This is a genomic window from Protofrankia symbiont of Coriaria myrtifolia (assembly GCF_900634755.1).
Classification (GTDB): Bacteria; Actinomycetota; Actinomycetes; order Frankiales; family Frankiaceae; genus Protofrankia; species Protofrankia coriariae.
Window position 1 is genome coordinate 1 of record NZ_CAAAFS010000071.1, and the last position, 25,707, is coordinate 25,707.

Here is a 25,707-nt window from a genome sequence, read left to right on the forward strand (position 1 = left end):
CGACCCGCTCGACGAGGCCGTGACCGGAATCGACCCCTGTGACGTGGTCGCGCTCGCCGACGTGCTCGACGATCCCGGGGACGAGGTCTCGCCCGCCGGCCGGGCCCGGCTGCGGATACTCGCCGGGGAACTGCGTCACCTGCGCGCCCACGTCGACGAGCCGCTGCTGGACGTCATCCACCGGGTTGTCGAGGTCACCGGGCTGGACGTGGAGCTGGCCGCAAGCCCCGAGGCGGTCACGGCCCACCGCCGGGACAACATCGCCGCCTTCGTCGACGTCGTGGCGAACTTCGAGGGCCTGGACAACGACGGCTCGGTGCACTCCTTCCTGGCCTTCCTGCGGGCCGCGCGGGAGCACGAGCGCGGTCTGGACGCGACCAGCCCGTCCGGCGCGGACGCCGTCCAGCTCATGACCGTCCACAAGTCCAAGGGGCTGGAGTGGGAGGTCGTGGCCGTGCCGAACCTCAGCCGCAAGGTCTTCCCCGTCACGACGGTCCGGTCGAAGTGGACCACGGTGGCCTCCGTGCTCCCGACACCGCTGCGCGGGGACGCCGACGACCTGCCGGCGCTGCGCGGCCATGACAAGGCCGCGCTCGCCGACTTCACCGCGGAGTGCGACGCCTACCTGGAGCGGGAGGAGCGTCGGCTCGGCTATGTCGCGTTCACCCGGGCGAAGTCGCTGCTGCTCGGCAGCGGCCACTGGTGGGGGTCGTCGCAGCGCCGGCCCCGCGGGCCGTCGGCGTTCCTCGACGAACTCCACGATCATGCCCGTGCCGGTGGCGGCCGGGTCGCGCTGTGGGCGCCCCCGCCGTCCGAGGGCGAGACGAATCCACAGCTTGCGGGCATGGACGACCTGGACTGGCCGCTGCCCTACGAACCGGTCGCCTTTGCCCGCCGGCAGGCCGTCGCGCGGGAGGTCAGCGGGTACCTGGCCGCGCTCACCGCCAGCCGTCCGCTTCCCGACGACGACCACGAGCGGATGACCCCGGCGGAACGGCAGATGCTCACCGAGCTGGACGCCGACGTCGAACTGCTGCTGGCCGAGGCCCGCCGGGCCCGGCGGGTCGTCCGCGAGGTGGAGCTGCCCCGCGCGCTCACCGCCTCCCAGGTGGTGCGGCTGCGGGCCGACCCGGCGGGGCTGGCCCGTGATCTCGCCCGTCCGATGCCGCGGCAGCCGGTGCCGCAGGCCCGCCGGGGCACGGCGTTCCACTCCTGGGTGGAGGGGATGTTCGAGCAGACCCCGCTGATCGACCTCGACGACCTGCCGGGGGCGGCGGACGAGGGCGTCGACGACGCCGATGCCGCGGATGCCGCGGTGCTGCGGGAGGCGTTCCTGGCCAGCCCGTACGGCCAGCGCAGCCCGTTCGCGGTGGAGGCACCGTTCGAGCTGCTGATCGGCGGCCGGGCGGTCCGGGGCCGCATCGACGCGGTGTACGACCTCGGCGACGGCCGGTGGGAGGTGGTCGACTGGAAGACCGGTCGCCGGCAGGCGGACGCGGTGCAGCTCGCGGTCTACCGGCTGGCGTGGGCGCGGCTGCGCGGCGTCGCGCTGGACGCGGTGGACGCGGCGTTCCTGTATGTCCGCTCCGGCGAGGTCGTCCGCCCGAAGCTGCTCTCCGAGCCCGAACTCGAAGCCCTCCTCACCCCACCATGACCGGCCGCCCACCTCCCGGCCCTCGTGCCCGCCGGCTCAGGGTTGCTGTTCAAACACCCCCATGGCGCTGATGAACCGCCCCGGGGTCGGGCAGCGTGCGCAGGGTGGTCAGCGCCTGGACGGCCGGCTGCGTCCACGGGTGGTGGGCGCCAGGTGCGGCACGGCCCTGCGGGCGTGGCGGGCGAGCCGTCCGGCGATGGTGAACAGCCTGTGCCGCAGGTGTTTGGGTTCCCACCGGCGGGCGGTGTGGTCGGGCAGAGCGAGTAGCTGGGTCCAGGCGAGCAGGTCGCAGGCCAACGCGACGATCGCGCACCAGATCTGGTTCTGGGTGAAATCGTGCAGGGGCAGATTGCGCAGGCCGGTGTCCTTCGCGCCGCGGATGCGGTCCTCACAGCGGGCCCGGCGGCGGTGGCGGAGTTCGAGGTCGGCGAGCTGCCCACGCACGCTGTTCGTCGCGAACGCGGTGCACCGGTTGCCGTCGGGGTCGGTGATGCGCAGTTGGGCGCCGGGGTGCGGGCGTTCCTTACCGACGATCACTCGCATGCCCGCGGGTCAGCCGGACAGGTCCATCAGGCCGGTCAGTTCGGCCACTCACGCGCCGGGGCGGGGCTGGCCGTCAGCGTCGTAGGCGTGGCGTCCACGCCCGGGCCAGCACCGTGGCGATCAGGTCGGCGGCGTTGCCGGGCAGGGTGAAGCCGACCGAGTAGGACAACCAGCGGCGGTGCAGCCAGCCGACGAAGGCATGCGTGCCGCCGCCGCTGTCGGTCCGGACCAGCACCGCCCTGCTCCGCCGAAGCCGGCGGGGTAGCTGCACCAGCGCGGCAGCAGCGACCGTGATGTGGTCGCTCGCAGTGTTCGAGCCGGCGTTGTCCGGCCGCAGCAGCACGGCCAGCGGCTCACCCGAACCGGCGGCGCCGTGGTCGGCGAACGCCCACAGCGGGTGGAAACCGAATCCCTTCTTCCACGTCCGGTCGGCGTTCTCCTTCTCCGAGTGGGCGGTGACCAGCGTGGCGTCCAGGTCCACCACCAGCGGAGCGTCCGCCGACACCCCGGTATGAGGAGCGTGGCTGCCGGCGAGCTCCCAGACTCGGGAACGCGCGGCCGCCCGCGCGGTATCGATCGCTTGCAACGCCGTGTCGGCGTCGGCGGCCAGCCGGTCGATCAGCCGGGACACCGTCGGGTCCGAGGCCACCGGCCCGAACATCCCCGGTTCGGCGCGCAGCAGCGACACGTCGGCCAGGCGGTCCCCGCCCAGCGCCAGTGACAGCGCCACGTCCAGCAGCGCCTTGCCCGGGTCGTGCACCGCCCGGCCCGGCCGCCACGGCGACAGCGCCGCTGACAGCGTCCGGCCCAGCCCGCTGGCCCGGACGGCCTCGGTCAGCAGGACCCCGCCGCCGTGAGACACGACTCCCCGACCGGCGGCGTCCACGTGGATGGACGGGTAGACATCGGTAGTCTTCACCACGAGGGTGCTCCTCGGTCTGGGACGGACAAGGCCTCGATAACCTCAATCCTCCCAGGTCAGGAGCACCTTTCTCATGTCCGACACACCCTCAAACGATCACCGGTGAAAGTCTGAGGCTAACCCGGCCGGGTTGCCGTCGGCGACGATGGCCGGTCATGTCAGCACCCGGTGGCAGGAGTTACCCGATTGTGGGTGTCGCGTCCCGTCACTGACTGGCGACAGGACGACAGCGGACTGGTCGGCGTGTAGGCGTATACGCTTACGTTCATGGTGGTGGCTGACCTGGTACGCGGCGTCCGAGTCGATGCGGGGCTGTCCGTGCGGGCCCTCGCCGATGCGGCGGGGGTGGCGGCCAGTACCGTCCACCGGATCGAGCGGGGCGAGTTGCAGCCCACCGTGGACACGTTGCGACGCATCGTCGAAGCCGCTGGAATGCGCCTTCACATCGACGCCCACCCCGACTATTCGGCCAGCATGGTCGGCCTGGCACGGTCGATCGTGAGTGATATCCCCGCTGGAGACCGCACGGAGCCGGTCCGCAAGGCTGCGGAACTGGCTCATCGGTTCCGCGGCGCGGACCCGGACATCCGTCGTCGAATGATCACCGCGACGCCGCCGGCGACCGGGGACCAACGATGGGACGCCTTCCTGGCCGCCCTCGCCGAGTGGCTGGCGGTCCAGAAGGACCTGTCCGTTCCCGCATGGGCCCATCACGACAGCCGCTATCTGCGCCGTGGCTGGTGGGTGACGTCGATGCCGTCGATGCGGGCCTGGGAGTACGCCGGCAGCCCGGTTTCGTTCCAGAGCCATGGTGTGTACCTGCACCGCGACTCCCTCACGAACATATGAGTCAGCTGGCTCCTGAGCATGGAGAAGCCGTCACGTGCTGACCAGAGAGCGCATTCTCGGCCTGTTCGCGGAGTTGAACGACGAACTCCGCCGGGTGGGGATCCGCGGTGACGTCTTCATCGTCGGTGGTGCCGCCATGACTGTCGCCTACGACGCTCGACCGGCCACCAGGGACGTTGACGGAATCTGGCATCCGTCCACCGAGGTTCGCGCGGCCGCGGCACGGGTTGCCGCCCGTCATGAGGACCTTGAACCGGACTGGCTGAACGACGGAGTCAAAGGTTTTCTGCCGGGTCGTGATCCGGGGCATTCCGTCGTCGTCTACGATAACGATCACCTTACTGTGTCGGCTCCGTCTCCCGAGTACCTGCTGGCGACGAAGCTGCTGGCGAGCCGGGTCAGCCGCGACGAGAACGACATCATCAGGCTGTACGACCTGTGTGGCTTCTCCAGCGCCGACGAAGGCCTCGATCTGATCGAACGCTATTACCCGGGTCGGCCGGTCGAGGCGAAAGTGAGGTTCCTGCTCGAGGAACTGCTCACACCCGACGCGGCTGCGGACGAGCACTGAGGTAGCCGGCCGCGCCGCACGCCTGGTGAATGTCACGAGCCCTGCCGCGCTCGGCCCGACTGGAAAGGTGGGGGAACAGACGGTCGCAGTAGCGACCGTCTGTTCCCCCACCTTCCTGATTCGACCGTGATCTGACGCGACGGGTACTGCCGCCGTGTGACGGTGAGTCGGCACGGTTGCCCGGGTTGTCCCGCGCCTCGTGCCCGCGCGGGACGCCGGGTCAGTTGATGCCGATCGCTCTGCGTATCTGTTCCAGGGTGGGAGCCGTCCGCTTACGGGCTTTTTCCGCTCCCGCGGCCAGGAGCGCGTCCAGTTCGCTGCCGGGCGCCATCAGGGCGTCGTAGCGTTCGCGCAGTGGGCTGAGCTGTGTGTTGAGGACGTCGAACAGCTGGTTTTTCAGCTCGCCCCAGCCCATGCCGCCGGCCCGCAGGCGTTGCCGGGTGTCGGCGACGATCTCCGGGGTGGCGAACTGCTCGAGGATCTGGAAGACGTTGGAACCGTCCGGATCCTTGGGCTCCTCCACCGGGGTGGAATCGGTGGGAATACGGCGGACGAGTTTCTTCAGCTGCGATTCACCGCAGAACAGCGGAATAGTGTTGTCGTACGACTTGCTCATCTTCCGGCCGTCCAGGCCGGGCAGGGTGCGCCCGGTCTCGGCGTCGGGCACGATCGCCTGTGGAATCTTGAGTCTGAAGCTGTCCCCGTAGACGTGGTTGAAAGAGCCCGCAATGTCGGCGGCGATCTCCACGTGCTGCATCTGGTCGCGCCCGACCGGCACCGCGTCGGTACCCATGATCAGGATGTCGACCGCCATGAGGACCGGGTAGTTGTACAGGCCCATGTTGATCCCGGCGTCGAGATCCGCCCTGCCCGCTTCCTGGTTGCGGTCCCGCGCCGCCTTGTAGGCGTGTGCCCGGTTCATCAGCCCCTTACCGGTCAGGCAGCTGAGGATCCAGGCCAGTTCCGGGATCTCGGGGATGTCCGACTGCCGATAGAAGACCACCTGGTCCGGGTCGAGGCCGGCTGCGATCCACGTTGCGGCCACCGAGCGGGTGTAGTGTCGCAGCAATTTCGGATCACGGACCGTGGTCAGCGCGTGGTAGTCCGCGATGAAGTACATCGCCTCGTACTCCTCGGCGAGCCGCAACGCCGGTTTGATGGCGCCGACATAGTTGCCGAGGTGCGGTTCACCGGTCGGCTTGATTCCCGTCAGGGAAATTTTGACTGGGGATGCGGACATCAACCTCACATCTTCTCCGGGCTGCCCTCAGAATACAGCTCGTGGTGAGCGTCGGCCGTGACGCCCGTCGCCGGGTCGTGTGAGGTGGCCGGCGGGCGATCCGACGAGCTTCCGACGAGCTGAGGCCGCCTCCCGGCGGGGCTCCCGGCGGGGGGCGGCGGCCCGCGGCCGCGGGGCGGGCACACGGTCGCGGGCCGCCGGCGTCAGGCGGGCACCGGCTCGACCTTCGTTCGTCATGCCTGGTCGTCATAGGCGGTGGGTCCGACATCCTGGCCGACACGCGCGCCCTGCGTGACGGGACATAGTAGAATTTCGTAAGCAAAATGTGTATAGCACGCAAGTCGGGTCGCAGGTCGGGTCATCGGTCGAGCCGCCGTCGCCCCGACGGCCCTGGTGAGATCGTTCCGGACGTGTCGGGGGTGAAGGGACATGCCGGATTCGGCCATTCTGGACGTGCCGATCGGTCTCATTCTGGTGTTCGCCATCGGGAGTGTGGCGGTCTCCCGTATCAACGAGGTCGTTTTCGGGGTCATGGCCTATCGCGGCCGGCAGCTCGAGACCGAACTGCGGCGCCTCTTCGGTGACGGCCCGGTGGACCGGACGGGAACAACTCCCGACACCAGTCTGACCGCGCAGCTTCTCGACGGCTCACTGCGTGGCCTGCGTACGGGCGGCCGGAGGAATGCCGTGCCCGATCTGAGAGACGCCTTGGGGCAGACCGGCGCGTGGCGCCGGGCCCGGCAGTTACGCCTGCCGTCCTACATCCCGTCCACCGCCTTTGCCCGTGGTGTGCTCGACATGCTGGAACCGCCGGTGCGTGTCCTGCTCAGCCGGATGGACACGGCGGCGCTTCCCGACAGCGCCCGCGACGCCTACCGCGACGCGCATCATTCGCTCACCGACACGACGGCCGCGGCTCTGGCCGAGGCCATTACCGCGGCTCCGTCGGCGTCCGAGGAAAACCGCAAACTCGCCATCTCGATAGCCGGGCTCGCCGGTCCGGAATCCGTCCGGCCGTTATTGGAGGAGCTGGACAAGCTGCCGGAGAACGCGCCCCTACGACTGGCGCTGACCGGCATAGCGACCCGTGCGGGCCATGACCGTGACCGGATCGTCGCCGAGATCGCCGCCTGGTACGACGACACGATGGATCGGCTTTCCGGTTGGTACAAGCGGCGCGTCCAGCGTTTTCTTATCGTCTACGCGCTGCTGGTCACCCTGGCGCTGAACCTGGACGCGATCGCGCTCACCAACGCGCTGTGGGAGAACCGGTCGTTGCGCGCGGCCGTGGTCGAGGCCGCGGTCACCCAGGTGAACTCCGCCCCCGTCAGCACGGGTACCACCGTGACCAGCGCGGACACCCCCACGACGAACAACTCTGAGGACGCGGCGAACCAGGCGGTACAGGCCATCCGGGACGCCGGTGCGCTGCATCTGCCGCTGGGCTGGACCGATGCCGGCTCCGACAGCGCGGACCCGCGGGCGGTTCCCGATGACGTCGGCGGCTGGGCGCTGAAAATTCTCGGCTGGTTGTTCACCACGCTCGCGCTCTCCCTCGGCGCGCCGTTCTGGTTCGACCTGCTCGGACGGCTGGTCAACATGCGTAGTACGGGGCCGAAGCCCGTCCCCATCGCCTGACCGCCGCGCCGCCAGCGGTGACGTTGTCGCAAGAGCCGGTGGCCTCCACCATGACGGGCCATCACATGACGCCGCTGCCCGGTGACGCTGCCATCTGAGGGCGTTGCCATCTGAGGGCGTTGCCGCCCGGCGATGCCGGTGACGAGCGGGCCGGGGCCGGCCCGGTTGGCCGTCGCAGCAGGGGAAAACGGGCACCCCGAGGGATAAGCGGGTATCGGGGGATATGGCTTGCGGGCACAACCCAGCGGGCACGACCCGTCAGTCGGCTGTCGGTGTCGGTGAGTGCGGAGGGTGGGTCAGGCCGGCGCGTAGGACGAGCTCGAGTTCGAAGCGGACGTCCGGGTCGTCCAGGCTCTCCCCGAACAGGGCGCGTAACTGGCCGAGCCGATAACGGACCGTCTGCGGGTGCACCTGGAGTTCGGCGGCGATCCGGGCGCGTTGCCCCCGCAGCCGCAGCCACAGCAGCAGCGTCTGCGCCAGCCGGGTACGGGCCCGGGCGGGCAGCCCGTCCAGCGGGGCGAGCCGGCGGCGGGCGAGATCGGCGAGCAGTTGCGGATCCCGGGCGAACAACAGCCCGGGGAGATGGTCGTCGGTGAACAGCACCCCGCCGGGGCCGGCGGGTACGCCCGGCAGCGTCCCGCTGTCCCGGGCCTTGCGCGCGAACGCAGCCCGCGCCGCGCTGGCGGACGCGTCCCGCCACGGAACGGCCTGGCCGACGATCGCGTCGAGACCGGCCAGCGCCCGCTCAAGCCAGCCCCGCCGCCCGGGACCGGCCGGGTCTGTGACGAACACCCAGGTGTCCTCACCCTGGATGGTGCGAGGTGTGTCCGGCGGCAGCACCAGGTGGGGGAGGCTGTGGTCGACATGCCGGTCGGTATGCCGGTCGACACGGTCGTGGGCCGGGGCATCCACGCGCCCGGCCGCACCGGCCCTGTCAACGCCGCGAGCGGTGTCGACGGCACCAGCCGTGCCGGTCCCACGGGCCCCGTCGCCGCCGCGAACTGCGTCAACAGCCCCGCGGACTTCGTCAACGATGGCCCCGTCCCCGTCCCCGTCCCCGTCCCCGGTGCCGGTGCCGGTGCGTGCCGGGGCGCCGGCACCGGCACCGGCGGCGTTCCGGCGGCTGCCCGCGGAGCCGGGGAGGAGAACGGCGGCCACGACGTCGGGCAGCCGGTAGCGGGCTGCCCGGGCGAGTTGCTCGATCGTTGCCGGGTTTCCCCCGGACAGCATCAGCTCGCCGAGCCGGTCCCGCAGGCGGCCGCGTTCGCTGGCTGCCTCGGACTGCTCCTGGGCGTAGCCCTCTGCGCTGGCGGCGGAGATCCGGTCGATGTAGGCGAACATCGTTTCGGCCAGCGACACCAGCCCGGCGGCGTCCAGCCCGCCGCGCCGCGCCGCCTCGGCGAGCCGTCGCCAGGCCACCCGGGCGCCCACCCGGTAGGCGCCGAGAAGGGTGTCCAGCGAGCGTCCGGAGCGGAACTCGCCGCGTCCCAGCCGGACGTAGATCTCACGGCTGGCCGCGAGATCGGGCGGTCCGCTGGAGTCGGTGCCGACCACGGTGAGGAAACGCAGCAGCGCCTCTTCGACTCCCTGCCGGACGCCGCGGCCGAACGAGCCCTCCAACGGGCGCGCGTACGACGGCACCTCACGCGCGATGGCCGCGATCAGATCATCGCCGAGGGTCGCCAGCTCAAGCCGCAGGATGTCGGCAAGATCGGAAGGAAGATCGGAAGGCAACTGTCCGTCTGGAACAGTTTTCACGGCGTGCACCCCGCTTCGGACGAACCCCGGGTCGTCGAAGTGCTCCGGTGAGCATAACCCGGACTCATCGGTGACGATGCGGGAGCAGCCTGGCGATGGCTGTGGAGTCCCGTCGCTCTCCCGCTGGAGAGAGGCCCGTCAGGCTCCCGCCGGGAAGCCGCCGGGAACCCCGGTGAGGGCCCGCGCCAAGGCTCTGGTCGGATTCGCCGGAAAGGCGGGATCAATCCGGGATCGCCGTGGCCGCAGGCACCGTAACCGGCGATCCTGTGGCGCGGATCATCGAGTACCCGGACCATGACAGGCCCGGCCGCAGTAGCGTTGCCAACCGTGCCCCCTCGTACCGAGACGAATACGACCGCCGTCCTGTTGCCGGCGCCCTCCTACCCGGTGGAGAAGACCTCCCTGGCGAACGGGTTGCGCGTCGTGCTGGCTCCGGATCGCACGGCGCCCGTCGTCGCCGTGGCTGTCCACTATGACGTGGGATTCCGCTCCGAGCCGGAGGGACGGACCGGCTTCGCGCACCTGTTTGAACATCTTATGTTTCAGGGCAGTGAAAATGTCGGAAAGGCCGAACACGCGAAGTACGTGCAGGCCGCCGGGGGCATATTCAACGGATCCACACATCCGGACCACACCGACTACTACGAGCTGCTGCCCTCTGGCGGGCTGGAACGCGCGCTGTTCCTCGAGGCCGACCGGATGCGCGCGCCCCGGATCACCCGGGAGAACCTGGACAACCAGATCGCGGTGGTCCAGGAGGAGATTCGGGTGAACGTGCTGAACCGGCCCTACGGCGGGTTTCCCTGGATCACGCTCCCGCCGGTCGCCTTCGACACGTTCCCCAACGCCCACAACGGCTACGGCGACTTCCACGAGCTTGAGGCGGCGAGCCTCGACGACGCCGAGGACTTCTTCGACAAGTACTACGCACCGGGCAACGCCGTCCTGACGGTGGTCGGTGACTTCGACGTCGACACCGCCCTGGGGCTGGTCCACCGCTACTTCGACGACATCCCGGCCCGGCCGGTGCCCGTCCGCCCGAGTTTCGCCGAGCCGGTGCGCGCCGAGGAGCGGCGGTCGGTCCTCACCGACCCGCTTGCGCCCCGCCCGGCGCTCGCCGTCGGCTACCGCGTCCCCGATCCCCTGGCCGATCTACAGACCTTCCTGGCATACGACGTGCTCACCCACGTCCTGTCCGCCGGTGACGCCAGCCGGCTGGAGCGCAGGCTCGTCCAGAAGGACCGGTTGGTGATCGGTGTGAGCACCTATCTCGGCACGTTCGGGGACCCGTTCGACCAGCGGGATCCGCTGCTGCTCACCCTGGAGGCCCGGCATCCCGCGGAGTCGACGCCCGAGGCGGTCCTCGCCGCGGTGGACGAGGAGCTCGACCGCGTCGTCACCGACGGTCTTCAGCCCGGTGAGCTCACCCGGATACAGGCCCGGATCGCCTCCGGCCTGCTGCGCGAAGCCGACGACGCGCTCGGGCGCGCGCTGGCCCTGGCCACCTTCGAGCTGCACCGCGGCCGACCCGAACTGATCAACGAACTGCCCGCGCTGGTGGGGGCGGTGACCGCGGAAAGCGTGCAGGCGGCCGCCGCCGGCCTGCACGCCCAGGGCCGGGCGGTCCTGGAACTGCGCGCCGGTGCCGCCTCGTGACCCCCACGGGCATCATGATCCCCGCTGACGCGGCGGCTCCCGCGGGTGCTGTGCTCTCCGCGGATGCCGTCGACGGGGCGGGTACCGTCACCGCCGCGGGCACCGCCGCACCCACGGCTACCGCCGCACCCACGGGCACCGTGCGCCTGCCGGGCAGGCTGTCATCGCAGAACAGGAGGTCGCGGTGAGCGCCGCAACCATTGGGAAAGCATCCGGCGGCACCCCGGCGGCCGGGACGTCGCTGTCCGTCATCCCGCCGGTGGCCGCCACCGTGGCGGCCGAGCTCCCCACGGTGGCCGAGCGGACCCTGCCCGGTGGCCTGCGGGTGCTGGTGGTCCGGCGGACGACCGTGCCCCTGGTGGAGGTGCGACTGCGCATCCCGTTCACCGGCCTGGGCGCGGCCCATCAGGCACGCGGTGAACTGCTCGCCGAGACCCTGTTCACCGGGACGCAGCTGCGCGACCGGGTGGAGCTCGCCACCGTCGTGCAGTCCCTCGGCGGCGCGCTGTCGACCTGGGTGGACGCCGACCGGCTCGCGATCGTGGGCTCCGCGCTCGCGACCAATCTCGTCCCGCTGCTGGATCTGATCGCGGAGGTGCTGACCGGCGCGACGTACCCCAGCGGCGAGTTCACCGGCGAACGCGACCGACTGGTCGAGGAAGCCACGATCGCCCACAGCCAGCCGGCGTTGATCGCCCGGGAGGGCCTGCTGCGCCGGCTGTACGGCGACCACCCCTACGGCAGCGAGACACCGGCACCGGACGTGGTGTCCCAGGTGACCGAGGCCGACGTGCGGACGCTGCACGCCGCGCGCGTGTCACCGGTGGGCGCGGTGCTGACGCTCGTCGGCGACGTGGAGCCGCAGGCCGCGCTCGAGCGGGTGGAGGCGGTGCTCGGCGACTGGCGGGGGACGGCCGCCGACGCGGTACCGCCGCTGCCGGCCCTGCGCACCGGCCCTTTCGTGATCATCGACCGGCCTGGCGCGGTGCAGACGAACATCCGCATCGGTGGCCCGGCGGTGGACCGTCACCACCCCGCCTATGCCGCGCAGCGGCTGGCCAGCACCGTCTTCGGTGGCTACTTCAGCTCGCGGCTGGTGTCGAACATCCGGGAGGACAAGGGCTACACCTACTCGCCGCGCAGTTCGCTCGACTACCCGGTCGCGGGCTCCCGGTTCACGGTGACCGCGGACGTGGCGACCGACGTGACGGGCCCCGCACTGCTCGAGATCTTCTATGAGCTCGGCCGGATGGCACTGCTGCCGGTGTCCGACGAGGAGCTCGACGCGGCCCGCCAGTACTCGGTCGGGACGCTGGCACTGTCCACGGCGACCGGTGTCGGGCTCGCCTCCACTCTGTCGGCGTTGGCCGGCGCGGGGATCGGCGTCGAGTACCTGCACGACCATCCCGCGGCACTGGCGAAGGTGACACCACAGGACGTGCTGGAGATCTCGGCGCAGGTGCTCGCGCCGAGACGGTTGGTCACCGTCTTGGTCGGGGACGCGGAGAAGATCACCGCTGAGGTGGGAGCCATCGCCGAGACCGCCCCCGAGGTCATCGGCGCCACCGGGGCCGCCAGCGAGGCTGCCGCCACCTGAAACGGCCGGTCTGAACCGGGGATCCCCGTCGGTCCCGGTCCGAACCGGGCTGATGGGGGCCACCCGGTCGGCTCATGGCCGGGCCGGGGGCGCCGCTGACCTGGCGGGGCCCCGTCCAGCCTGGCCCGGCTGGTCCCGGAACCGGGTCCGTGGCGTTCCGGGAGCCGTTCACGACAGCGGCTGATGACGGCCCCCGGCCGGCCGGCCGCCGCGACCGGCCCGCTACCGGTGGGATCAGCGGCGGGACGGGTTGGCCCGTGGCGGCGCAGGCCGGGGAGCGCCACCGCGGCCAGCCAGCTCCCCGGGCAGAACCGTGCGCGGGTCGGAGACCGACTCGACCACCTGCCGGGCGAGGTCGTGCACGCGCCGTCCCATGCCGCGGGCGGTCCGCCGCAGCCGCTCGAACGCATCCCTGGGCCGCAGCCGGTGGCGTTCGGCCAGTATGCCTATCGCCTGCTCGACGATGACCCGGGAGGCGAGCGCGTGCTCCAGCTGCACCACCGACAGCCGCAACTGCTCGATCTCGGTGAGCTCGTGATCGGGACGCCGGGGCCGGCCGGGCGGGGCAAGGTCCTCGGCGAGCAGGTCGGCGAGCACCATCGCGGAGAGCAGGTCGCCGACCGGCCGGACCTCGCCCGCCGGGCCTTCCACGATCCATCCGACCGTGGCCCTGCGCAGGCGCAGTTCGGGACGGCTGATGGGCGACGGCCCGGTGGGCGCGGCCGCGGCCGTGGGGCCCCGGACGGCCGTCCCGCCCGCGGCCGCTCCCGGACCCGCGGGCCGGGCCGGGGCACCGCCTGACGGCGCAGCCGGCGTCGGCGTCGGAGTCGGCGTTGACGGCGGCTCACGGCGTTCGGTCTCGCCGCGTTCGGCTGTCTCGTCGCGTTCGGCCGTGCCGATGACGACACCCAGGGCGTCAGCGATGCCTCGCAGCAGTGTGACCGCGAAGGTGGGGACGGTGACGCGCTGCCGGTCGAGCCCGACGAGCAGACCGTGTAACCGTCCGTCGCCGTCCACTACCGGCATGGTGACGTAGCTGCGGACTCCCAGGCGCGACGGTTCGTCCGTCCCCGCGAACACGGGGTCGTTGCCGACGCCCGCCAGGGTGACGGGCGCGCCGTCGAGCACTCTCGTGCTGACGGTTTCGCTTCGGGGCAGCGTCAGACCCGCGTCGAGGCCGGGCAGGGTCCCCGCCGTCCGCTGATAGGTCGCGGTCGAGCCCGACAGGACCACGAAACCTGTCGCTTCCATCCCATGGATGGCGCCCGCGGCCTGCAGTGCGGCATCGACTGCGCTCCACGTACGTGCTGAAGGTACTGACGACACAGCCCGAACTCTCCCACAAACTTCACGGGCAGTGACGGAGACCGTCCCTCGATCAAGCTTCACGGGCTCAAGTCGGCACGCAACCGCTGCTCTGTTACTGCTCTCTGTCGCTCTGAGTATCCGTTATGCGGCAGAAGAGGTCTTCTCGGTGACCTGGCGCAGGCTTGGGTTCGTCAGCGCGGTGCCATCCTCGAAGACGACGGTGGGTACGGTTGCGTTGCCGTTGTTGACGGCCCGGACGATCTGCTCGGCCTCCGGGTTCTGCTCGATGTCGATCGTTTCGTACGGGATGCCCGCCTGGTCGAGCTGACGCTTGAGACGGGCGCAGTAACCGCACCACGACGTGGTGTAGATCGTCGGCACGAACGGTCCCTTCGGTGGCTGTGACAGAACAAATCTTCATAACCGCGGCGCGGCCCGGTCGCTTCCCGTCGGTGGCGGCGGCTACCGTTCCCCCATGGTGCGTGCGACCGTCGACGACCCGGTGTCGGACGCGCCGTTTCAGGGCGGTGCGGGCGAGTCCGGGCAGTGGCTGGTCGAGGCGCTCGATCCGGAGCAGCGTCAGGCGGTGCTCGCACCGGTCGGCCCGGTCTGCGTGCTGGCCGGTGCGGGCACGGGCAAGACGCGGGCGATTACGCATCGGATCGGCCATCTGGTGGCGTCGGGTGCCGTCCCGTCCGGCCAGGTGCTTGCTGTGACCTTTACCACACGCGCTGCCGGGGAACTGCGCGGCCGGCTGCGGACGCTCGGCGCGGACGGCGTCCAGGCGCGCACCTTCCACGCGGCCGCGCTGCGGCAGCTCGGCTACTTCTGGCCCAGGATCGCCGGGGCCGCACTGCCCCGGCTCGTCGAGAGCAAGATCGCACTGGTGGGCCGGGCGGCGAGCCGGGCCCGGCTGGCACCGAGCCGGACCGAACTTCGGGACCTCACCGCCGAGATCGAGTGGGCCAAGGCCACCCTGCTCACCCCCGAGCAGTACCCGGCGGCCGCCACCGCGGCGGGGCGCGAGACGACGCATCCGCCCGAGGTGATCGCCCGGCTGTACACCGCCTACGAGCAGGCCAAGCGGGAGGCGGGCGTGCTCGACTTCGACGACCTGCTGCTGCTGACCGCCGCCGTGATCGAGGAGCACGGCTGGGTCGCCGAGGAGCTGCGCTCCCGCTACCGCCACTTCGTGGTGGACGAGTACCAGGACGTCAACCCGTTGCAGCAGCGCCTGCTCGACGCCTGGCTCGGCGAGCGGGACAGCATCTGCGTGGTCGGTGACGCCAACCAGACCATCTACTCGTTCACCGGGGCGTCCCCCCGCTACCTGTTGGACTTCCCCCGGCGTTTCCCCGAGGCCCACGTGGTCCGTATCGTGCGGGACTACCGCTCCACCCCGCAGGTGGTCGGGCTGGCCAACCGGCTGGTCGCGCGGGTCGGCACCGCCGGCACGCGGGGTACGCCGGGAGGCTCCTCGGCGCCGGGAGCGCAGGGGACACATGGTGTGGCGGGGGCTGTGCTCGCGGCGGCCCGGCACGAGCCGCCGCGGCTGGTCGCGCAACGCCCGGACGGCCCGGCCCCGACGTTCACCGAGTTCGACAGCGAGCCCGAGGAGGCGGCCGCGACCGCCCGCCGCATCCGCGCGCTGCTGGGCGCCGGCGTGCCCGCCAGCGAGATCGCCGTGCTGTACCGGGTCAACGCCCAGTCCGAGGCGTACGAGACCGCGATCGCCGCCGCCGGCATCCCGTACCTGGTCCGCGGTGGCGAGCGGTTCTTCGAGCGGCCGGAGGTTGCCGAGGCCGTCCAGCTGTTGCGGGCGGCCGCGCGGTCGGCGGACACCGACCGGCCGGTGGGGCTGGTGGCCGAGGTCACGGAGGTCTTCGCCGCGCTGGGCTGGCGCGGCGGTGACCCGCCGAACGGTTCGGGCGCGCAGCGGGAGCGCTGGGAGAACCTGGCCGCCCTCGTGCGCCTCGCCGAGGCCCTGGTGGCCGCCGACCCCGGCGCCACCCTCGACCACTTCGTCGCCGATCTCGCTGACCGGGCTGTCCACCAGCACATCCCCACCGTCGAGGGGGTCACGCTCGCCTCCCTGCACGCGGCCAAGGGCCTGGAGTGGGACGCGGTTTTCCTGGTCGGCCTGGCCGAGGGGACGCTGCCGATCATCCACGCGCAGACCCCGGCACAGATCGAGGAGGAACGGCGCCTGCTCTACGTCGGCGTCACCCGGGCGCGGGAGCGGCTGGCACTGTCGTGGGCGCTCGCCCGCCACGAGGGCGGCCGCAGGTCCCGCCGGCCGTCGCGCTTCCTCGACGGCCTGGCGCCCCGTTCGGCGTCGTCGGCGGGCAGGCCGGCGGGTGGGCCGGCGCATCCGGGTGTGGACGGCGCAGGCGCCCTGCGTTCCCGCGGCCGCGCCGCGGTGCGCTGCCGGGTGTGCGAGCGTCCGCTGGTGGGCCAGGCTGCCCGGGCGGGCAGGTGCGACGGCTGCCCGGCCAACATCGATCAGGCGCTCTTCGAACGGCTGCGGGCCTGGCGCTCCGCCCGGGCCAGGGAGCAGAGCGCGCCGGCCTTCGTGGTGTTCACCGACGCGACGCTGATGGCGATCGCCGAGCACCGGCCCACGTCCGTCGCCGAACTGGTGGGCATCCCAGGGATCGGCCAGGCCAAGCTCGACCGCTACGGCGAGGACGTGCTTGCCCTGGTAGACGGGCGGGAACCATCCGGTTGACGTCCCGTCGTCCGCCGTCAGGATCCCCGGTTCCCCGGAGCCGTGTCGGCCATAATACTTTCAGCTACGATACTGACTGTATTGGTTACAAAGAGTGCTGGTTTGGAAGCGCGAAAAATAGGTTGCGATCGCCGCGGCCGACTTCTACGGTGCTGATGAGCGCTGAGCGTGCCTGACCTGCGCCCGACCTGCACGTCAGGCCCGGCCCGAACGCGAAGGAGGTGGTCCCCATGAGGATGCTGGGGATCGTCGCCGCGTTCGTGTGGCGGGTATACCCGCCCGGCCTGCGTGGTGTGGTCCGTCCGGTCGCGGCCGTCCCCCTCGGGAGCGCACCCGCGTCCGTCGCTTCCGAGGCCGCCCGTGGGTTCGCCGACGATCCGCGTCGAATTCGCGCAGCCGCCGCGCATCACTCCCTGGCCACGGACGCCCGCGCCCAGGCACCGACGATGCGCAAGGCGCTGTATGTCCCGGGTCCGTCCCGAGGTCTGCTCCTGGCCTGACCGGCCACCCGAGCGCCGACCAGGGCCGCGGATCCCCGACGGGAACCGCGGCCCTGATTGTTTTTCGACCCGATTCGCCGGACGGCCGGACCGACCAACCGACCGAACCAACCGAATCACCGAACCAACCGAACGCCCGGAGCGACATTGACCGAATCGGCTGTCCCGGTCGAACCACCCCTGACCGATTTCCTGATCGATTCCTTTCCTTCTCCTTCAGTGCCGGAGGTGACACCGGTGTTCGACCCCTCGATCGTCGCCCGGATCGAGCGGGACCAGCTGGCGCTGCCCTGCTGGGACGTCGACCCGGACCTGTTCTTCGCGGAGTCCCCCGAGGACGTCGAATCCGCGAAGGCGGTCTGCGTCGACTGCCCGCTGCGGCACGCCTGCCTGGCCGCCGCTCTCGACCGGTGCGAGCCCTGGGGCGTGTGGGGTGGCGAACTCGTTGCCACGGGCACCGTCGTCCCGCGCAAGCGTCCCCGCGGCCGCCCCCGCAAGAACGTCGCCGCCTGACGACCGCGGCCCGCATCCCACATCGGATGTCCCGGGGCTGCCACCGGAGCGCTCCCATCCATCCGGCGGCAGCCCCGGGATGCCGTCCGACAGGCATCCGGTAAACATACGGATGCCATATGCGGAAATCTGTACGAACAGTACCGAAATTAATACGTCAGTTTCTGGGACACCGCCGGCCACGTCCCATCCTGGTCGAGAGAGTGAGGGTGGAAATGGCTGCCCTGGCGACCGTTTGTTCCCGCGTTCTCATGGTTCGACAGTGTTTGATGTCGCGACAACATTTGTTGTCGATTTGCTGTAGCGACAGCCGTGACAACCATGTCGAGCGGGCATGTCGAGCGGGCATGAGATGTCGACATGTGTTCCCGGCGGGGGCGGATGGTGCCGGTAGTGTTCGGTTGTGCCCAGCAGCAAGCCCGTCCAGCCGGCCCAACTCGGCGCGCCGGGGGTTTCCGGCGCCGTGGACACCGCCGTCGAGCCACCGGAGGCCCAGGCCGTCGACGACGGCCACACCCGGTATGACGGCGTCCGCCCACGCCACCCCGGCGACGCGCCCGCCGGCCTCACCGGCGATGTGCTCCTCGAGCCTGCTGACGATACGTCCACCGGGCATCCCGCCGGGCGTCCTGGTGGCGTGCCCTTTCGCCGGGCCGGCGGTGGTGAGGTGGCCGCGGCGGTCGCGGTCCTCACCGCACCGGAGCTCGCCGGGATCGTGGACCTCGTCGCCTGGGTCGACGACGGATGGCTCCACGTCGCGAACGCGGACGGTGCCTCGCGGCTGTCGCTGACCATCGGCCTCGACAGCCCCTGGGAGGTGCTGCGCGGGCGCGACCCGGTGGCCGTGCGGGACCCGATGCACGGAGTTCCGTTGGAGCAGGCGCTCAGGGACCCCTCGCCGCCGAACGCCCGCAACTCCTACCCGCTCGCCGGGGTGCGGCTCGCGTCCGTCTTCGCCGATCCGGCCCGCTCGCCAGACGTCGTCGTCGTGCACAGCGCGGCACATCACTGGCCGGAACGCGGCGGGCATCTCGGCGAGCACGGCTCGCTGGACGCCGGCCAGTCCCGGGCGCCGCTGCTGCTGTCCGGCGCCGGCGTCCACGGACGGGGGTCGCTCGACCGTCACGCCCGCGTCGTCGACGTCGCGCCGACCCTGGCCTACCTGGCCGGGGCGTCCATGACAGGTCCGGATGGGGTGCCCGGCGGCGCGGCCGGCCCGAGGGGTCTGCCCGGCTTGGACGGCTTGGACGGCTTGGATGACCTGGCCGACCTGGCCGGGCCGGATGTCGACGGCCGGGCTCTGGCGGAGCTGTGCGCGCCCGGCGCCCGGCATGTCGTCGGCCTGCTCTGGGACGGCGTGAACTGCAACGACCTGCTGGCCATGGCCGGCGCCGGCGAACTGCCGGCGGTCGCCCGCCTGCTGGCCCGCGGTGTTGCCCTTACCGGCGGCGCGGTCGCGGAGTTCCCCAGCGTGACCCTGGCGAACCACACCAGCGCGCTCACCGGCGTCGGCCCAGGGCGGCACGGCATCCTCAACAACGCCTACTTCGACCGGGAGACCGGGCGGCGGATCGTCGCCAACGACGCGTCCACCTGGCATCGGGCCTGCGAGCAGCTGCGGCCGGGGGTGCGAACGGTGTTCGAGGCGATCGCCGCGGCCCGGCCCGGGGTGTCGACGGCCTGCGTCAACGAGCCGATCGACCGGGGCGCGACGTATTCGACGTTCGGGCTGGTCCGGGCGATGAACAGCACTGCCGGTGCCGGCGGGCTGGGCGAGCATCTGCCGTCCGCCGCGGACGACCCGCACGCGACCCAGGAGTGGGTCGCCGCCGACCCGGACTACGCCTGGTCGACCCAGGTGGACGCGCTCGGCCTGGCGCAGATCCGCCAGCTGTGGGGCGAGCAGGCCGCCGAGCCGCCCGCGTTCACCTGGTGGAACACCACGGTGACCGACACCGGGCATCACGGTGGCGGGCCCTACTCGCCGCAGTCCCGGGCGTCGATGGCCGACGCCGACCGGCGCCTCGGCGTCTTCCTCGACCTGCTGGAAGCTCGTGGCCTCGCCGACGACACCGTCATCCTGCTGACCGCGGACCACGGCAGCGAGGGCGCCGACCCGTCCCGCACCGGCGACTGGGACGCCGCCCTGCGCGCCGCCGACATCCCCTTCCGCGACGAGGCCTACGGCTTCCTCTACCTCGCCCCCTCCACCGCCACGGACACCTGACCGAACGTCGGCGCACGACCTGGTCAGGGCGAGGTCAGGCCGGTGACTCCAGGAACGCTGCCGAAGCGGGCGGCCGATTCCTGACCGTGTCGGCGCGTGGACGTAGGGGATCCGGCCGAGCGTGCGGAACCTTCGCTTATGACCCAGGTACTGGCTCAGACGACCGCTGTGGCGCAGGTACTTCCGGGACCGGTCGGCTGAGCAGGAGGCGGGGTACGCGGCTCCGCTCCTGGATCCATGCCTGGACGTCGGAGTCCAGGTAGCCGGCCACGCGTAGCAGGTCGGCGTGCATCTGCTCCAGCGGCCGGTTGCGGATCGGTTCGTGATGCGCGATGCGGTTGCGGAGGCGGTTGCGGAGGCGGAGGCGGAGGCGGAGGCGGAGGCGGACAAGTCTGTTGACCGGGTCGTAGACGGTTGCGCGCCGGGCGGGGCGAAGGCCCGGGAAAGCGTGGCGGAGCGCGGGTGTCCAGAGGGACGTCTCGTAGCGTCGGGACAGGAGGTAGCGCCAGAAGCCGAAGGTCAGCTCGGCGACGACCCGGCCAGGAGTGATGACTCTGCTGTCGCGTCGGAGCCTGGACCTGGCGTCCGCGATGTCCTGGCGTCCGCGGGCTTCGAGGATTCTGGCCGGATCGTCCCACCATTCGCTGGCCTGGTGCCGGTGCGAGTGCCATGCCGTGAGCTGGTCATGAAGTGCGTTGCGCAGCACGACCTCGAGCAGGCCCAGGACCTCGTGGAAGCCGGCGCTGGCGGCACTGTTCCACTCGTAGAGGGCAACCGCGCTGACGATGTCACCACCGCATGCCTGTTCGTATGGGCCGAGACGTTCGGGGCTCAACCTGTGGCGGAGCCAGGAGGCATGGGACGGGGACAGAGGATTGGACATCGGTGCACCGGTCTTCTAAGCTTTCGACAGAGACCTCGGATGACCTCTACCGCTTGGGCGGCAAGCCACCGGGGTTCTGTCTGTTCTGGTGAACAGCGCGGCACATGCTCATAGGCGGCTGCGGATGGTGATATCTACCGGTCACACCTTATGGCGGTCAGCGTGTCCGAACTCGCACTCCCATCAGGAGGCCACGGCTGTCCGCGGATGTCAGGCTGGTGGGTGCTCTGTCGAAGCGGGCTTCGTGGTTCCTGATCGCGGTTGGTGTGTGGACGGTGGGTGATCTGGCCGAACTCGTAGAGCATTCACTTGTAACCTAGGTACTGGTCCCGCCGGGTGTGTCTATCTTCACGTAGTGTGATGGCTCTGGGGCGGCTCGTCCGCCGGTGGGGTGCGAAGCTGGACGGGTGACTCTCTCGAAGCGCGCGTCCTGGTTCTTGATCGCCGTCGGTGTCTGGACGTGGGCGATCTGGCCGAACTTCCTTCGGAACATATGGAAGGATGATCGTTCCTGGGGCGACGGACCGACCGGCTTCTTCACCGTCCACCTGGTTCTGACCGTCGTCTCCCTCGCGATCGGCTCGGCGGTCGGCTGGCTCGGCATCCGCGGCGCCCGCGCGGCCCGCCAGCGCGGCACCGGTGATGCCGCCCCGTCCAAGCAGCTGATCAATTCGGGTCGTTGACACAGCGAAGACGGCGGCGGTCCTGAAATGCTTACGTCGCCCGAGAATCCTCTAGACCAGAACGTCATCGGCCACCATGCGACACTGATCATCCTGTATGCGGGGTGAACTCGCCATCGGCACTCCGTGAAGCGGATGTCCAGCGCGGCCCGGTCCGCGCGGCGGTCCAGCGTCCCGTGTCGGGACGGGATAGGCGTCGGCTCCGGATTCGACCGCTTGCGGCTTATGGTCCGGGCTGTCATCCCGGCGTGGGGACCTCCGGCCAAGGGGCCGGTGCCCGCCGGCGTGTCGCGCGTTCACCGCGGCGGGAGGCGGCGCTACGGCACCGCCGCGCTGCTCTGCTGCTCGAAGCGGGCCGGGAAGCTGGCGATGCCGCGCAGGACGAGGTTCCTGCGGTAGGCGAGGTCGTCCGCGAGAGGCGTCATCGTGATTCCTCGCCGGATGAGCTCACGCAGCACGATCTCCATCTCCAGGCGTGCGAGCGGTGCGCCGAGGCAGTAGTGGATGCCGAGGCTGAACGTGAGATGACGTTTCGCGGGGGTCTGGCCCGCGTACCGGGTGATGTCGAATCGCTCGGGGTCGGGGAACGCCGCCGGGTCCCGGTTGGCCGAGCCGAAGAGCAGCACGACGCCGTCGCCGGCGCCGAACGTGTGCCCGGCGAGCTGCGCCCGCTGGTGGGCGAGACGGGTGGTCATGTGCACCGGCGAGTCGTAACGCAGCATCTCCTCGACGGCGGGCGCCGCCAGCTCCGGGGCGGACCGGAGCAGGGCGTACTGGTCCGGGTTACGGATCAACGCCAGGATGCCGTTGGCGACCAGATTGACACTCGTCTCGTGTCCGGCTACCAGCAGCGTGACGCAGGTCGCGAGCATCTCGTTCTCGGTGAGGATGTCGCCCTGTTCCTCGACGGCGGCGAGTCCGCTGATCAGGTCGTCGGCGGGTTCGGCGCGACGCCGGGTGATGAGGGCGCGAAAGTAGGCCACGAACTCGCGGGCGGCCTGGGAGCGTGCGTCACGCTCCTCGGGCAGCAGGAGCGGATCGGGGTCGAACCCGCGGGCGAGCGCCCCCGACCAGCGCTGGAGGTTCGGGTGGTCCTCGGCCGGCGCGCCGAGCAGTTCGGCGATGATGGTGAGCGGCAACGGGTAGGCCAACGCGGTGATCACGTCGACCTCGCGGGCCTCGATGATCGCGTCGAACAGGTCGGTGACGAGCCGCTCGATGCGGGGGCGCAGGTCGGCCACTGTACGCGGGGTGAACGCCTTGCTGACCAGCCCGCGCAGCCGGGTGTGGTCGGGCGGATCCATCCAGAGGAACGAGGTTGGCAGGTCGAGCTGGTCGACGCCGGGATGGAACAACTCGGCCTCGTGGGCGTGGCTCCAGTTGTTGTCCTGGAGAACGGCCGCGCAGTCCTGGTAGCGGGTCACCAGATGCACACCCAGCGGAGTGGGGAAAAGCGGGTCGGCCGCGCGGGCCGCGGCGTACCAGGGATAGGGGTCGGGCCAGTGCTCGGGGCTGAACGCGTCGAAGACGGCCCGCGGCACGTCGGCGCGAGAGGTGGCGACGTCCGGCTCGATGTCCGTTTCGTGCGCGCTCACTGGTCTCCTCGGAATGCGGTGGGCCGGATGCCGTGGTGGCCGGTCGGCGGCCAGTCGATGGTCAGTCCCGGAGGCGGACCGGAAGGGTGTCCAGCCCGTGGATGGCGACCGTGTCACGCCAGACGGGTTCGTCGGTCAGGGAGAGCCCGGGGGCGCGGCGCAGGAGGGTGTCCACGGCGATCTGGGTCTCCAGCCGGCCGAGGTGCGCGCCGAGGCAGTAGTGGAGCCCCTCGCTGAACGAGAGGTGGCGCGGCGCGGGGGCGCGGCCGGCGAACCGGGTGATGTCCAGACGCTCCGGATCGGTGTACACGGCGGGGTCGCGGTTGGCGGCGGCGGTCAGGACGACGATGCCGTCCCCCCGCGCGAACGTGTGCCCGGCCAGTTCCCGTTCCGCCAGCGCGACCCGGTGGGTGAACTGTACGGGCGGCTCGTAGCGGAGCAGTTCGTCGACAGCAGGCGCCGCGAGACCGGGATCGGCGAGCCAGAGCGCGATCTGGTCGGGGTTGCGCAGCAGGGCCACGACACCCTTGCCGATCAGGTCGGAGATGGTCTCGTACCCTCCGATCAGCAGCCCCACGGCCAGTCCGAGCGCCTCCCGGCCGCTCAGTTCGCCGCGGTCCTCGGCCGCGCACATCCCGCTCAGCATGTCGTCGCGAGGATTCTCGCGACGCCGCGCGAGTAGCGCCGCGAAGTACGCCTCGAACTCCCGCATGGCCTCCGGCCTGCGCGCCAGGCTCTCGGGCGACTGCAGGATGTCCGGGTCCGTGCCGCGGACGATCTCCAGCGACCACTTCTGGACGGCCGGGTGGTCCTCGGGCGGGATGCCGAGCAGGTCGCCGATGACGGTGAGCGGCAGTGGCCGCGCGAACGCCTCCATCAGGTCGACCTCACCGGCCTCGATCGCCGTGTCGAGCAGCGTGTTGACGAGATCTTCGATCCGCCGCCAGAGCCCCTCGGTGTTGCGCGGGACGAACGCCCGTTTGACCAGCCCTCGTATCCGCGTGTGGTCCGGCGGGTCCATCCGCAGCATCGACCCCGGCACATCGTCGGGAACCACTCCTGGCCGGAAAGGGTTGATGCCCGCCTCGTAGCCGTGGCCCCACAGCGCGTCCGTGAAGACCGCCGAGCACTCCTCATAGCGCGTCGCCATGAGAATGTCCGGCCTGATCGGGTACAGCGCGGCGAAATCGCGGACGGCCGCGTACCGCGGGTAGGGGTTGGAGCGGTGCGCGGGATGAAAGGCGTCGAAGACAACCTGCGGCGCAACGGACACGTCCACATCCCTCTCTCGGCACGGGTGCCACGAAATTATCCTGCTGGAATGCCGCGGTCACGGTCTCCGCCGGCTGCCGGCGGATGAACATTCTTCGAACTAATCCGGTGACGATGCCGATGAAATGCTCACATGAATTCCGGTGCGCCGCAAGGACGCCTATGGCGCCATCGGAAAAACAGATCGCCGGCGTAACGTCCGGAGGCGCGAATCCCGGGACACGTCGAGAGCGCTGAGGGGGAGGCTCCTCCGGCGGTGATCGCAGACGGTCCTGCCGCTGCGAGCCGTACGGGTCGGGCTGTTCGGGTGAGCGGAACTGCCGTCCGGCTGGGCCGGGGCGCGGCCGGTGCCCTTTACGGTCGGTTGATACGCCGGGTGGCCGATTGGTGTGCGATGTCATACTGGCGGGTGTGTCGCGACCGCTCTCGCCGCTGATCGATGCCGCCGCGCTCGCCGCGCGCCTCGGGGATCCCGCGTTGCGTGTCTTCGACGCGACCGCGCACATCAGCCGCCCGCCCGGCGTCAAGGGGCTTCAGGTGGCCAGCGGACGGCCGGACTACGAGCGTGCCCACATCCCCGGGGCGGCCTTTGTCGATCTTGCCGGTGAGCTGTCGGACCCGGACGCGGAACTGCCGTTCACGCTGCCCGACGCCGAGCGTTTCGCCGCCGCGGCGGGCCGGCTGAGCATCGGCACTGACAGCGAGGTCGTCGTCTACGCCCATCTGCCCGGCTGACCGCGTGCTCTGGCTGGCTGCGGGTGTGTTCCGCGGGGCTGCCCCGGGCGGCTCAGGTGCTGTCGGGGGCAGCCGCGGGCGGAGTGTGAGCGGCTGTGGTGTGAGTGACGGAGTGGGCGGCGTCGTCGGGCCGGCTGTTGTCGGGGACCACCGCGCTGGAGACGGCCTGCTCGCCGGTGGCGTCGCGGGGCCTGGGCGGAGCTGGGACCTTCGGCTGCTTCGGCTGTCTGGCCCGTTTCGGCTGTCTGGGCGGGGCGCCGGTGTCGGAGGACGGTGTGCGTGGGGCGGGCGCGCTGGCTGGGCCGTCAGCCGGGCGGCTGACCAGGTCGTCGGCCAGGGGCGGCTGCGTGGTGGGGCGGCGTCGCTGCCGCGTCGTTGCAGGCCGTGACGAATCGGGTGCGCTGTCGCCATCCCCGCGATCGACGCCGACCCTGCCATCGCCGTCTCTGTCGTGATCGTCGCTGGTGCTGCGGTCGTCGATGTCGGCTGTTGCCGAGGGCTGCGGTATCACCACCGGGGCGTCCGGCGGCCCGTCCGGTAGCCGTGGCGGGACGAACAGGCCCTGCGAGGACGTGGACGCCAGCGGCCTGATCATACCGGCGCTCATTTCGACGGCGAGCCCCGGCAGCTTGCGCCCGGGCCGGTTCGCCCGGGCCGCGTGCTCGGCCGCCGCCGATCCGGGCTGGGCGAAGCCGGGCTGCCAGTACTCCATCTCGGCGCGGAACGCCCCCACGCTGCCGAGCTGGCAGAGGATGCCGATCGCGCCCAGGGTGACACGGTGCATCAGCAGATAGGAGGGGGGCAGGTTGAGCAGGCGGCCGAGTTGGGCCGCGGG

The 25,707-nt window shown here is 71.0% G+C and carries 20 protein-coding genes and 2 pseudogenes; 13 read left to right on the forward strand and 9 right to left on the reverse strand.

Features of this window, described 5'->3' with window-relative positions:
- Window positions 1–1,654 (forward strand): 3'-5' exonuclease (locus CM1CMNOD_RS04055; protein WP_207387462.1); only part of this gene is annotated, 1,654 nt, incomplete at its 5' end.
- Between the two features lie 49 nt (window positions 1,655–1,703).
- Here CM1CMNOD_RS04055 and CM1CMNOD_RS04060 read toward each other — a convergent pair.
- Window positions 1,704–3,119, reverse strand: a pseudogene (locus tag CM1CMNOD_RS04060) (IS1380 family transposase).
- A gap of 267 nt (window positions 3,120–3,386) precedes the next feature.
- On the opposite strand from CM1CMNOD_RS04060, the gene CM1CMNOD_RS04065 reads away from it, so the two are divergent.
- Complete coding sequence (locus CM1CMNOD_RS04065; RefSeq protein WP_013872393.1) at window positions 3,387–3,968, forward strand: helix-turn-helix domain-containing protein; 582 nt, start codon at window positions 3,387–3,389, stop codon at window positions 3,966–3,968.
- Window positions 3,969–4,002: 34 nt separating this feature from the next.
- Window positions 4,003–4,539, forward strand: a complete 537-nt coding sequence (locus CM1CMNOD_RS04070) for a hypothetical protein (protein WP_013872394.1) — start codon at window positions 4,003–4,005, stop codon at window positions 4,537–4,539.
- 220 nt (window positions 4,540–4,759) lie between these two features.
- Here the strand turns inward: CM1CMNOD_RS04070 and CM1CMNOD_RS04075 are convergent, their stop codons facing one another.
- A complete protein-coding gene (locus tag CM1CMNOD_RS04075) occupies window positions 4,760–5,779 on the reverse strand; it encodes a tryptophan--tRNA ligase (RefSeq protein WP_043602949.1) in 1,020 nt (339 codons plus the stop codon).
- 429 nt (window positions 5,780–6,208) lie between these two features.
- Between CM1CMNOD_RS04075 and CM1CMNOD_RS04080 the strand changes: the two genes are divergently transcribed.
- A complete protein-coding gene (locus CM1CMNOD_RS04080) occupies window positions 6,209–7,417 on the forward strand; it encodes a hypothetical protein (RefSeq protein WP_013872396.1) in 1,209 nt (402 codons plus the stop codon).
- Window positions 7,418–7,675: 258 nt separating this feature from the next.
- Here the strand turns inward: CM1CMNOD_RS04080 and CM1CMNOD_RS04085 are convergent, their stop codons facing one another.
- A complete protein-coding gene (locus CM1CMNOD_RS04085) occupies window positions 7,676–9,184 on the reverse strand; it encodes a helix-turn-helix domain-containing protein (protein WP_013872397.1) in 1,509 nt (502 codons plus the stop codon).
- Window positions 9,185–9,469: 285 nt separating this feature from the next.
- Between CM1CMNOD_RS04085 and CM1CMNOD_RS04090 the strand changes: the two genes are divergently transcribed.
- From CM1CMNOD_RS04090 to CM1CMNOD_RS04100, 3 genes are read left to right on the forward strand one after another with little or no spacing between them, the layout of a single operon-like run.
- Complete coding sequence (locus CM1CMNOD_RS04090; RefSeq protein ID WP_013872398.1) at window positions 9,470–10,831, forward strand: M16 family metallopeptidase; 1,362 nt, start codon at window positions 9,470–9,472, stop codon at window positions 10,829–10,831.
- On the forward strand, window positions 10,828–11,019 hold the full coding sequence (locus CM1CMNOD_RS04095; protein WP_013872399.1) for a hypothetical protein: 192 nt from the start codon (window positions 10,828–10,830) through the stop codon (window positions 11,017–11,019). The genes CM1CMNOD_RS04090 and CM1CMNOD_RS04095 overlap by 4 nt, the downstream gene beginning before the upstream one ends.
- Window positions 11,016–12,428 (forward strand): M16 family metallopeptidase, encoded by a 1,413-nt coding sequence (locus CM1CMNOD_RS04100; protein ID WP_013872400.1) that lies wholly within the window; start codon window positions 11,016–11,018, stop codon window positions 12,426–12,428. Before CM1CMNOD_RS04095 ends, CM1CMNOD_RS04100 begins: the two co-directional genes overlap by 4 nt.
- A gap of 234 nt (window positions 12,429–12,662) precedes the next feature.
- Here CM1CMNOD_RS04100 and CM1CMNOD_RS04105 read toward each other — a convergent pair whose 3' ends face one another.
- Both CM1CMNOD_RS04105 and CM1CMNOD_RS04110 read right to left on the reverse strand, forming a co-directional pair.
- A complete protein-coding gene (locus CM1CMNOD_RS04105; RefSeq protein WP_241247522.1) occupies window positions 12,663–13,661 on the reverse strand; it encodes a GAF and ANTAR domain-containing protein in 999 nt (332 codons plus the stop codon).
- A 216-nt stretch (window positions 13,662–13,877) separates the two neighbouring features.
- Complete coding sequence (locus tag CM1CMNOD_RS04110) at window positions 13,878–14,117, reverse strand: mycoredoxin (RefSeq protein WP_013872402.1); 240 nt, start codon at window positions 14,115–14,117, stop codon at window positions 13,878–13,880.
- Between the two features lie 94 nt (window positions 14,118–14,211).
- Between CM1CMNOD_RS04110 and CM1CMNOD_RS04115 the strand changes: the two genes are divergently transcribed.
- From CM1CMNOD_RS04115 to CM1CMNOD_RS04130, 4 genes are all read left to right on the forward strand, one after another.
- A complete protein-coding gene (locus CM1CMNOD_RS04115) occupies window positions 14,212–16,464 on the forward strand; it encodes an ATP-dependent DNA helicase UvrD2 (RefSeq protein WP_013872403.1) in 2,253 nt (750 codons plus the stop codon).
- Window positions 16,465–16,694: 230 nt separating this feature from the next.
- Window positions 16,695–16,964: a hypothetical protein gene (locus CM1CMNOD_RS04120; RefSeq protein ID WP_013872404.1), complete on the forward strand. Its 270-nt coding sequence runs from the start codon at window positions 16,695–16,697 to the stop codon at window positions 16,962–16,964.
- 237 nt (window positions 16,965–17,201) lie between these two features.
- Complete coding sequence (locus CM1CMNOD_RS04125) at window positions 17,202–17,477, forward strand: WhiB family transcriptional regulator (protein WP_013872405.1); 276 nt, start codon at window positions 17,202–17,204, stop codon at window positions 17,475–17,477.
- 403 nt (window positions 17,478–17,880) lie between these two features.
- Window positions 17,881–19,704 (forward strand): alkaline phosphatase family protein, encoded by a 1,824-nt coding sequence (locus CM1CMNOD_RS04130; protein WP_013872406.1) that lies wholly within the window; start codon window positions 17,881–17,883, stop codon window positions 19,702–19,704.
- A gap of 136 nt (window positions 19,705–19,840) precedes the next feature.
- On the opposite strand, the gene CM1CMNOD_RS04135 is transcribed toward CM1CMNOD_RS04130, so the two are convergent.
- A complete protein-coding gene (locus CM1CMNOD_RS04135; protein ID WP_013872407.1) occupies window positions 19,841–20,587 on the reverse strand; it encodes a hypothetical protein in 747 nt (248 codons plus the stop codon).
- A 407-nt stretch (window positions 20,588–20,994) separates the two neighbouring features.
- Here CM1CMNOD_RS04135 and CM1CMNOD_RS04140 point away from each other — a divergent pair, with 407 nt between their 5' ends.
- Window positions 20,995–21,270, forward strand: coding sequence for an SCO4848 family membrane protein (locus CM1CMNOD_RS04140; RefSeq protein ID WP_013872408.1), 276 nt, complete (start codon window positions 20,995–20,997; stop codon window positions 21,268–21,270).
- Between the two features lie 317 nt (window positions 21,271–21,587).
- On the opposite strand, the gene CM1CMNOD_RS04145 is transcribed toward CM1CMNOD_RS04140, so the two are convergent.
- The gene (locus CM1CMNOD_RS04145; protein WP_013872409.1) at window positions 21,588–22,865 is read right to left on the reverse strand and encodes a cytochrome P450; all 1,278 of its coding nucleotides are present in this window, start codon (window positions 22,863–22,865) and stop codon (window positions 21,588–21,590) included.
- 61 nt (window positions 22,866–22,926) lie between these two features.
- Complete coding sequence (locus CM1CMNOD_RS04150; RefSeq protein ID WP_013872410.1) at window positions 22,927–24,138, reverse strand: cytochrome P450; 1,212 nt, start codon at window positions 24,136–24,138, stop codon at window positions 22,927–22,929.
- A gap of 386 nt (window positions 24,139–24,524) precedes the next feature.
- On the opposite strand from CM1CMNOD_RS04150, the gene CM1CMNOD_RS04155 reads away from it, so the two are divergent.
- On the forward strand, window positions 24,525–24,872 hold the full coding sequence (locus tag CM1CMNOD_RS04155) for a sulfurtransferase (protein WP_013872411.1): 348 nt from the start codon (window positions 24,525–24,527) through the stop codon (window positions 24,870–24,872).
- Between the two features lie 52 nt (window positions 24,873–24,924).
- On the opposite strand, the pseudogene CM1CMNOD_RS04160 reads toward CM1CMNOD_RS04155, so the two are convergent.
- A pseudogene (locus tag CM1CMNOD_RS04160) lies at window positions 24,925–25,707 on the reverse strand (ABC1 kinase family protein); the annotation flags it as partial.